Annotated in this window: 10 protein-coding genes and 1 pseudogene; 8 read left to right on the plus strand and 3 right to left on the minus strand. The window is 33.9% G+C overall.

Going from position 1 to position 9,965, the window contains the following annotated elements:
• Nucleotides 1-126 precede the first annotated feature (126 nt).
• Nucleotides 127-312 (plus strand): annotated as a pseudogene (locus V7014_RS24780) (helix-turn-helix domain-containing protein); the annotation flags it as partial.
• 247 nt (nt 313-559) lie between these two features.
• Nucleotides 560-1,216 (plus strand): hypothetical protein, encoded by a 657-nt coding sequence (locus V7014_RS24785; RefSeq protein WP_335511386.1) that lies wholly within the window; start codon nt 560-562, stop codon nt 1,214-1,216.
• A 411-nt stretch (nt 1,217-1,627) separates the two neighbouring features.
• Here the strand turns inward: V7014_RS24785 and V7014_RS24790 are convergent, their stop codons facing one another.
• Both V7014_RS24790 and V7014_RS24795 read right to left on the minus strand, forming a co-directional pair.
• Nucleotides 1,628-2,113, minus strand: coding sequence for a hypothetical protein (locus V7014_RS24790; RefSeq protein ID WP_335511388.1), 486 nt, complete (start codon nt 2,111-2,113; stop codon nt 1,628-1,630).
• A 625-nt stretch (nt 2,114-2,738) separates the two neighbouring features.
• On the minus strand, nt 2,739-3,080 hold the full coding sequence (locus V7014_RS24795; RefSeq protein WP_335511389.1) for an N-terminal phage integrase SAM-like domain-containing protein: 342 nt from the start codon (nt 3,078-3,080) through the stop codon (nt 2,739-2,741).
• A gap of 219 nt (nt 3,081-3,299) precedes the next feature.
• Here V7014_RS24795 and V7014_RS24800 point away from each other — a divergent pair, with 219 nt between their 5' ends.
• From V7014_RS24800 to V7014_RS24825, 6 genes are all read left to right on the plus strand, one after another.
• Nucleotides 3,300-4,547, plus strand: a complete 1,248-nt coding sequence (locus V7014_RS24800) for a glycerate kinase family protein (RefSeq protein WP_335511391.1) — start codon at nt 3,300-3,302, stop codon at nt 4,545-4,547.
• Nucleotides 4,481-5,929, plus strand: coding sequence for an SLC13 family permease (locus tag V7014_RS24805; protein ID WP_335511393.1), 1,449 nt, complete (start codon nt 4,481-4,483; stop codon nt 5,927-5,929). The genes V7014_RS24800 and V7014_RS24805 overlap by 67 nt, the downstream gene beginning before the upstream one ends.
• A gap of 30 nt (nt 5,930-5,959) precedes the next feature.
• Nucleotides 5,960-6,643, plus strand: coding sequence for a response regulator transcription factor (locus tag V7014_RS24810; RefSeq protein WP_335511396.1), 684 nt, complete (start codon nt 5,960-5,962; stop codon nt 6,641-6,643).
• Between the two features lie 7 nt (nt 6,644-6,650).
• Complete coding sequence (locus V7014_RS24815; RefSeq protein WP_335511398.1) at nt 6,651-8,027, plus strand: HAMP domain-containing sensor histidine kinase; 1,377 nt, start codon at nt 6,651-6,653, stop codon at nt 8,025-8,027.
• Nucleotides 8,024-8,890, plus strand: coding sequence for a PepSY domain-containing protein (locus V7014_RS24820; RefSeq protein WP_335511400.1), 867 nt, complete (start codon nt 8,024-8,026; stop codon nt 8,888-8,890). The genes V7014_RS24815 and V7014_RS24820 overlap by 4 nt, the downstream gene beginning before the upstream one ends.
• A 135-nt stretch (nt 8,891-9,025) precedes the next feature.
• Nucleotides 9,026-9,502 carry a GyrI-like domain-containing protein gene (locus V7014_RS24825; RefSeq protein WP_335511402.1) on the plus strand — a complete coding sequence of 159 codons (477 nt, stop codon included), beginning with the start codon at nt 9,026-9,028 and terminating at the stop codon, nt 9,500-9,502.
• Nucleotides 9,503-9,552: 50 nt separating this feature from the next.
• Here V7014_RS24825 and V7014_RS24830 read toward each other — a convergent pair whose 3' ends face one another.
• Entirely contained in the window at nt 9,553-9,762 is a 210-nt protein-coding gene (locus tag V7014_RS24830; RefSeq protein WP_335511404.1) for a phosphoenolpyruvate hydrolase family protein, read from the minus strand.
• Nucleotides 9,763-9,965 lie beyond the last annotated feature (203 nt).

A 9,965-nucleotide genomic window follows, 5' to 3' on the forward strand; every position in this document is an offset into this window, starting at 1 on the left:
TAATAGGTAAATTGAAATACTATCTTTACAATAAATTTGTATATTGTTCTTAGAAAATGAAAAGCTGATTGTATCTTTAAGATGGAAAGTATCCTTTCATGTGGACCAATCGGTAAGAGAAATGAGATGACACNNATTGAGGAATACACTAATCATCATGGATTTCCACCAACTGTACGTGAAATAGGTGATGCAACTGGTTTAGCCTCTTTGTCTACAGTTCAAGGTCATTTACAAAGATTAATAAAAAAAGGTTATCTCAGACGTGATTCAAATAAACCAAGAGCAATTGAGTTACTAAAAAATGAGGAAAGAAAGTTAGTTGTTAGTGATTTATCAAGCGATGATAGGAATAAGCTGTTTATTGAATTAGTGAAGCGTGGATTTAGTGTGAAGGTAAAATAAAGGGAAGCAATATCATTATCTCAAGTCAGAGGGAATGTTTCATTTGTTACAAACTCTAAAGCCTTTTGTGGACGACATAATTAGACATAAAGTTGTCTCTATTCAATTTAATAGGTATAATTAACCTAAAATGTTATATAGAGGGTGTTAGGGTTTGAGGAAAGGTATTTGGTTATTATGTTTAGCACTATTTATAGTTATCGCTGGATGTAGTTCAGAAGAGTCAGCGGAACCGAAAGAAGAAAAAGGGTCAGGTCAAACAACTACAGCTCCTGAAGATAAAGATGCTGAACCTGCAGTAGCAACAGAACCTACAAAAGATTTTGCTTCTATGACAAAAGAAGAACAGCAGGCTGCCACTGGAACTGTAGAAGAAGGTGGCTTCATAAAGTATCGTGGGGCTGAATGGCAAGGCGATTATGATAACGGAGCTTTAAAATTTAATATCTACGGTGTGTCTGTTACAAATGATATTAAGGAAGCGTATAAAATAGAACAGGCTCAACCTGGATATAAAGCTGTTTCAGTATGGTTCGGAGCAGAAAACACCACTGATAAAAAATATGTTTTAGGCTTAAATACAGCAGAGATTGTTACGTCTACAGGTGAACAAGTTCAGATGGATATGTATTTGTCAAAAAATATTTCAGGAGATATTCATGGTGGAGTTAAAAAAGAAGGCGACATCATATTTGTGTTAGAAAATACGGAAGATGTTGCTGATATTACATCGATAAAATTTATCTTTGATGCTTCTGAAGAGGGTGGATCTAATACCAAAACGATTGAAGCTGATGTTAAACTTAAATAAAATGTCTAAAGCCCTTTCTATAGTAAAGGGCTTTTCTTCATGGTCGTAAAAGATATCTAAGGTTTTAGTAAGTAAACTAGAAACCTTAAAATTAAATTGCATAGAGAAGTAAAGTTATTTAATGAGATATTAAATGTTTAGGAAATCATAAAAAATACTAAGATTAAAGAGAGATTAATCTGGATTTATTTAGTAAAATGGATTTTTAGCTATTTTACAGGTGATTTTAATCTATTTATAATAGAAGTATCTTCAAATCAAATACACTTTTATCACTATATCAGTCACTAAGTAAATTACCTAGTGGCTATTTTGTTTCTTTAACTACTTGAACTTTTATAGTTTTGTAAGATTGTTTAAAAAGATGGCACCAATCCTTATTTAGCACATACACTAAAACTCCATTTAAATTTACAGTTTTGGGGTGGAAGACTTCCGCCTTAGTTTTCCTCCATCAAAATGTCGCCCATATTTTTTTACTATGAAAGTTGCTTCTTCTGAAGTAGGAATATACCCTTGATTTTCCCACGTTAGAAAATATGATTGAACTCTTCCACTATAAAAAACCCAGCCGAAGAATTTTCGAGCAAAATTATGAAATCCAACTTTTCTAAATTGATTCATTGACTTACCATTTTTCCAAACTGTCATAGTTTGACCAACTCCACCTTGTAATTGACCAGTTAATTCTGCATACAGCAAATTAGAATTATTTATCATGGTTTTCATGACAAAATGATTTAATAATCCATTTACAAGAAGTCTAGGAAGGCTAAAGTATTCTCCTCTAGTAATAGAAATAACTGCTCCTTTGGGCAAAATAACTGTTCTGTCGCCCAACTCAAATGTAGCAGCATATTTATTTTCCCTATCCTTATACTTTTTCCAGGTCTTCATGAGCTCCTCCTTATTAAGAAACTATTGAAATTACTCTATCTTTATTGCAAGAATCCAAACTTTATACTTTATCGACAGTAATATTTCATTAAATCGTTTATAATTCCAGCCAGTTAAATATACCATTTACTCTACGTACCAATTCAGATGCAGTATTTCTCTATATTCACAGGTGAAGGGAATAAGAATGTTGGTGTGCTGTTTATACGTGTTACATCCATATGTTTTAATTGTTATTTTTAGGAAGAAATGGATCATTAAAACTGCCCCAAAATGGTAGAGCTTGTTATACCTAGTTTGTTTTGGAATAAAGAAATATTAATGGATTTGTAGAGAAAACAGAAGTGGATAATCAGTATTAATAGAATTGATGATTGAGGGAAAAATTGACCACCAAATTGACCACATTTTTTTAGTTTTTTACTTTAAAAATATGAATTTGTATTGGTTAATTTATTTGAAAAAAGCCTAAATGACAACACTTATAAAAATAAATGACATTTTGTAAATTCGAAGGTCATAATCCGCACACAAGTACATCCTTGGGAACGTGACCAATATATGACGATGTATTAATTAGTAGAACCCTTGATACCATTGGTATTGAGGGTTTTTTTGTTTTTGGTCAAGTGGTTCTTTTACTGTATCCTTGTTCAGATAAAAAGTTTAAGAACTTTTGATGCATAATAGGTTTCACTTTGGGAATTAGAATTTTCTTAAAATAGGGAGCGATATGTTTTTTAATATTTCTCTCATGTAATATGAATGTGTTTTTTCTAATAGTTCCTTTTTTATATTCAGTAAGCCATTCATATAAAAAAGTTTCTAAGGTAAGATCTGTTTGTTCAAATCCTTCAGCTAGATTCTTTTCTTCTTTTGTTGCTGCTATTTGGGCTTCTTTTTTTGTAATATGATTCTCACCCGGTTTTTCATTACATTTTTGTATGACATCTATTAATATATGCATCGGGAAACTACCATCACAAGCTTATAACATCATTTCAAACAAATCATCGTAGACTGTTAACCTTCCACCATCCACTATATTACGAGATTAAAATAAAAAATTCTCAATTTTTAACCCATTTCTCATCAAATTTTAATCTTTCTCTAATCGTCCTCTCTGATTACATCATTATAGTAAGAATTATCAAATAGATATTCCTAATACAAGGAGGATAACATAATGAAAATTGTCATGGTACCATCTGGATTCAAAGAATGTTTAGACGCTGAAGAGGTTGCTGCAGCAATGGAAGCAGGTGTTCACCGTTTAAATCCAAATGCAAATATAACTGTTATACCGATGATTGATGGCGGAGAAGGATTTGCTAAAACAATCGTAAAAATCAAAAAAGGTAAACTTTATTATAAAGAAGTAACAGGACCAGTTGGTCAAACTATCACAAGCTACTTCGGCGTTTACATGGAAAATAATAAAAAAACAGCTGTTATTGAAATGGCTGCTGTAGCAGGTTTAAAACTTGTACCACGCGATAAACGGAATCCTTTATGGACGACTACTCAAGGGGTCGGTGAATTGATAAAAGGAGCACTAGATTTCGGTGTTAATCGTATTTTAATAGGATGTGGTGACTCTGGTACATCTGATGGCGGTGCTGGGATGGCACAAGCTTTAGGAGCCATCTTTAAAAATGAATCGGATGAACCGCTTTTCATTAAAGGTGGCGGTGACTTACATCGAGTGGCAAGTATCGATTTACAAGAATTAGATCCTCGCTTACAAGATGTGCAAATCGATGTAGCTTGTAATTGGCATAATGTTCTATGTGGAGACCAAGGGGTGGCTCGTGTATTCGGCCCACAAAAAGGTGCTACACCTGAAGAAGTTGAGCAATTAGCAGCTGCTTTCGACCATTATGCATGTTTAATAAATACGCAATTTGGTATTAATGTTGCCACGAGTCCAGGAAGTGGAGCTTCTGGCGGCTTAGGAGCTGGGCTGATTGCTTTTGCTAAAGCAAACTTGCATCCTCGCTACCAAATTATTATGCAATACATCAGTATTGAGAAACATATTTTAGATGCTGACGTTGTTTTAACAGCAGAAGGTTGCCTCGACTTTCAAACACCAAACGGTAAAATCCCTGCTGAAGTTGCACGAATTGCAAAAACAAGAGGCATTCCTGTTATAGCGATTACTGGTACAATCGGTGAAAATGCAAAAGTAAACTATGAAAATGGCATTGATGCTTACTCAAGCATTATTCAAAAACCAACTTCACTCGAAAAGGCGATGAAGAAAGCGGCATCTTGGATTTCTGATAGTACTGAAGCTGCATTTAGACATGTACTAATTGGTTATCGTATTGCTCAAAAGTCGATGAATGAAAGGAAAGAAATGATATGGAGCTTCAACAATTACGATCAACAAGGAGAAAGTCTACTCCTACAAAGATCTTACAAAAAATAGATCAACTTCCTGCAAATACACTTGTAATACTTGCGAGTATGATTGGTTGTGGCGTACTTCTCATCTTATTACAAGATCTTTCCTACAACGGAAAAGTTACTTTTATCATTTTTTTATTCGCAATGTTACTTTGGATTTTCTCATCACTTTCTGCAGGCTTTGTTGCATTAGGTGCTTTATCAGCTATTGTTCTATTGAAAGCTAGTCCCCCTTCCCTACTGTACCAATCTTTTTCAGAAGAAGTGGTGTGGTTAATGATTGGCTCGTTTATTATTGGTGAAGGTGTTCGTTCTAGCGGTCTTGCTTCACGTCTATCAAATACCGTTTTGAAAAAAGCGAATAGCTCAAGTCATATTCTTTCATTACTAACGTTAGCATTGCAACCATTGTCCTTTTTCATTCCATCTACTTCAGGTCGTGCTGCATTAGCACTTCCTGTTGTTAAGGAACTAAATCAATTGTTCACTAATGAAAAGCAGAAAGCCACATTAGCTATGCTCGTGCCTGTAATTATTTTAATTGGATCTTCAGCAACCCTTATTGGGGCAGGTTCTCATATCATTGGGATCGGCTTGTTAAATACATCAACAGGTGAAAAAATATCGTATTTTCAATGGTTTATCTGGGGGGCTCCATTTGCTCTCGTCATGTGCGGAATTTCTTTATTCGTTATGCGTTTCATGTTTTGGAAAAATGCTCCACTTCAATTGCAGACAGATGTTCCAGACAAAGCACAGCCTTTTACTGCAAAAGAAAAACGAACACTTTATTTGATTTCAGGATTAATTCTTTTTTGGATGACAGAGAGTATTCATGGCTATGATATCGCGTTTGTCACAATGATTGGTGCTCTGTTCTTTATTTTACCTAACTATGGAATCATTAATTGGAAACAAGGTATAAATAGTGTCTCGTGGAATTTAATCATTTTTGTAGCAGCTGCGACAGCTCTTGGAAGAGCACTTGTTGACACTGGTGTTGTCGATTGGCTTCAATCAATCGTTTTTAGTAAACTAGGATTTTTACAATCTGCTCCATCCTTTATAGTTTTACTAATCATTCTTATCATTTCGACAACGTCACATTTATTTATTACCTCTCATACAACAAGAGCGGTCGTGATGATTCCAGCATTTCTAGTGCTTAGTCAAACGCTTGATCTGAATTCTACAGCAGTTGTTTTTCTTAGTTTAGTAGGTATGAACTATTGTGTAACATTTCCAGTTAGTTCGAAAGCACTTTTATTATTTCATGAAGATGAACACGTTTCTTATCCTGCAAAGGATTTAATCAAACTTAGCCTCATATTAATGCCCATATATGTTGTCGTAATGGTGATCTTTTACTACACTTATTGGAGGTGGACTGGACTAACACTGTAAAGTTCATCAATTGTTTTCGAGGTGATAGATTTGAAGAATCGAATTTTAATTGTTGAAGATGAAGAAAAGATCGCTCGTGTTATTCAATTAGAGCTTGAATATGAGGGATATGAAGCAAAGGTTGTTCACACTGGCAAAGCAGCTTTAGAAGCATATGAACAAGAACATTTTGATTTAATATTATTAGATGTTATGATTCCGCAACTAAATGGTATGGAAGTATTGCGGAGAATTCGTCAAGAACGTGAAGATATCGCCATTATAATGCTGACAGCAAGAGACTCCGTTTTCGATAAAGTAAATGGTCTAGATTTAGGCGCAAATGATTATATGACAAAACCATTTGAAATTGAAGAACTGCTTGCTAGAATACGTGTTCATTTACGCTTTAACCAAATAAAAACAAAAACAGAAATTGAATGTTTACAAATTGCCGATTTACAACTCTTCCCCAACACACGGGAAGTGAAGAGAAGTGAAATGAACATTGAACTAACACAAAGGGAATATGACTTACTATTATTTTTTCTGGAAAACAGTAATCGTGTCTTAGATCGGGAGCAAATAATTACAAACGTATGGGGCTATGATTACTACGGAGATACGAATGTTGTTGATGTTTACGTTAGGTACTTACGAAAAAAAATAGATACACCATTTGATACTTCGCTTATACATACTGTACGCGGAGTTGGCTATATGATTAAGGAGTGAATGGGCATTGAAACTAGGAACTCGCATTCATCTATTAACGACTCTGCTTGTCTTTCTATTATTAATCATTACAAATACCGCTGTTTACTTGATATATAAAAAAATCACGATTGATGCAGAGTTGAAACAATTACATTTAACAGCCATAAACACGATAGACTCTCTAAATACAGGAATTTCTAAAAATATTGATATTGACGACCTTTTTTTAATGTCTTTTTTACCACCCGAAGGTATGTTACGAATTGCTAAAGATAACAAAAAGAAGCCAATAGAGGCAGTCGCGACAAATAATACTTACCACAATCTTAAAATACCAAATGATTCAAAAGAATTTTCCAAAGTAATGACTATGAATAATCGTGATAACACAAAATTTGCTGTTGTTTCCGTTCCATTTGTTTGGAAGGATGGTGAAGTTGTATCGTTACAAGTTGTGCAGAATATCGATCACATTTATCAGAACCTTCAGAGTTTATCATTTATCTTGATCGTCTCATCTGCTATTGTAATTGTAGCAGCATTCTTTGCTGGAAGAATGTTAAGTACTTTAATTTTAACACCTATTAAACGAATGACAGCGACTATGAAAGACATTCAAAAAAGCAGATCATTTAAGAAATTAAAAATAGATAAAATGTCTAAAGACGAGTTGTATGCAATGGCAGATACTTTCAATGGTATGATGGATATCCTTCATGATAACTTTTACAAACAACAACAATTCGTATCAGATGCTTCTCATGAGCTCAAAACACCTTTGACTGTAGTCGAAAGCTACGCAAAAATGCTAAAGAGATGGGGACGAAAACGGGAAGACATATTAGATGAAGCCATTGAAGCCATTTCTTCAGAAGCAGAGCGAATGAAAATGATGACAAATCAAATGTTAAATCTGGCAAAAAGTGAAGAAATGTGGGATGTAGAAATGAAGATGGGAAATATTCGTCCTATAATTGAAGCAACTGTGAAGCAATTACAAAGAACATATAATCGAGATATAACTGTATCATTCAATAAGGACGAATATATCATCCCAATGCATGAGCAAGGTATGAAGCAATTGATTCTTATATTATTAGACAACGCTCGTAAATATAGCGACTCCATTATTAATGTCGACGTTTCAGAAGATGAAACAACATTAGCAATATCGATATCTGATCGAGGCATAGGTATCCCTATAGCAGAATTACCGCACATCTTTGATCGTTTTTATCGAGTAGATAAGGTTCGAAGTCGAGAAACAGGTGGAACTGGCTTAGGCTTATCCATTGCCAAACAAATCGTAACCGCTCATTCTGGCACAATAAAAGTAAATAGTGAAGAAGGAAAAGGAACTACCTTTGTCATTCTCATTCCCCGAAAAGGAGCATTATCATGAGTAAAAATATAAAAATATTATTACTGGGAATCATTGTTTTAGGTACCATATTTATTACTTTTTCTTTGTTTAATAGCTCCCCTGAAGCTGCACTAACAAAAGAAGAAGCAAAGAAAATTGTGCAAAATCGATACAGTGGAAATGTAAATAGTATTAAAAAAGTGCAATTAAATGGCGAAGATGTATATCATATGCGTTTAGAAACAGATAAAGGCATATACAATGTAACGGTCAATTCTCATACTAAAGAAATTGAAAACATGAAATTACTAGAAAAGCATTTAGCGAAAAGTGAACAAACAATTGAAGAGGCAAAAATTGCAATTGAAAAGCATACTAATGGAAAAGTAACTGACATAAAAGAATCAGATCAAAACGGTCAATCAGTTGCAATAAGCAAAGTTAAAGTAGGATCCGAAGAGAAAGAAGTAACGTATAGTTTAAAAGATAAAAAAGTACTTACGATAAATTCAGCTGAAACGAATGCTCATACAACTAAACCAAAACAACCAGAACAGAAAAAAACGCTCATCCCTCAAAACAGAGCCATTAATATTGCAAAAAAACAAGTGAACGGTAAAGTTGAAAAAGCTGAGCTAATTAACACTAAGCAAGGTCAACAATACAAAATAACGATTCTTACAACAAAAGAAATTGTAAATGTATACGTTCAGGCTAACTCAGGTAAAGTCGGCCCTATTTCACGTAAACCAAAGCAGCAGCGTCCTGCTAACAAACCAAAGATTCCAAATAATAATAATAATAATAGTAATATTAATAATAATAACAATAGTAATGATGATGATGATTCTGATGATGGAAACGAAATAGATGATGATCGTGATGACCAAGATGACGACTAATTACATGAGAACTTACAGTTAATGAATCCAACCCTACTATGGTATAGCTTTGAATGTTAAAGTTTTTCAATAAACCAAAGTAGGGTTAGGTTTTATCCCCTAATTTTTAATTATAAATAAGGAGTTGCTTCCTAAATGACAATGGAAAGAGTTCAGACATTGAAACGAAATGAAACGAAACTGATTGGTTACACTGTAACAGCGTCTGTAAATCAAGATCTAGAAAAGAGAATCATCGAAAGATTACGGGACGAACTCATAAGCAAGCGTCATGAGATTTCAAATCGATTGGATAATGACGGGATGTATTTAGTCCAAATTTACGAAGACTGTGAATGGACGCCAGATGCGCCTTTCGAAAGTATTGTTGCAGTAGAAGTCAGTAATTTTGACCAAATACCTGATGGATTTATTCGGCATACAATTCCAGCAGGAAAATACGTAAAGGTGACTCATAAGGGGCCTGAATCTAGTATAGGAGAAACTTATGATGCAATCCGTGAGAACGGCATCGAACATACTCGCCCTTTTGATTTCGAATATTGGGCAGATATAAACTCTCTTGATCAAGAAGAGAACATGATCGATATTTTCTTGCCATTACAAGATTAAATTGACAGATTGTTTAAGGTCACTAAGCCTATTTATCAAAGGGTTTTAATCTATAGTTTTCTTATTTCCACATTAGTATGCTTGTTGTCATATAAGAATATAATTTTTAAACGCCCTAAACTTAACGCTAAAATTAAATCAGCTCCACCTTGTTCCGCATACTTTGATGTTAAACCAGATCCAGCAGCAACACCAATCAAATGTTTATTTGTTTTTATTTGGTCTTTAAAACGAGCTAATAGTTTCTCTTTATATTGCATTATTTTCACCACATAAAAAAGAAGTTCGACCATTCTTTATCATCTTCACATAAAGTTTCCTAGATAAAACCAGTCTATTATGACTGGTTTTATTATTAATAGGTTAAGTGTTTCTCCAAATATTTTTGTTGGCTGCTTTTTGTATATACAAGAAGTGACATTATTCCACTTTATTATAAATTTCCTGTCTAATCCTGCGCTTT

Origin of the sequence: Bacillus sp. JJ722, from assembly GCF_036963345.1 — a bacterium.
Classification (GTDB): domain Bacteria; phylum Bacillota; class Bacilli; order Bacillales; family DSM-1321; genus Bacillus_AD.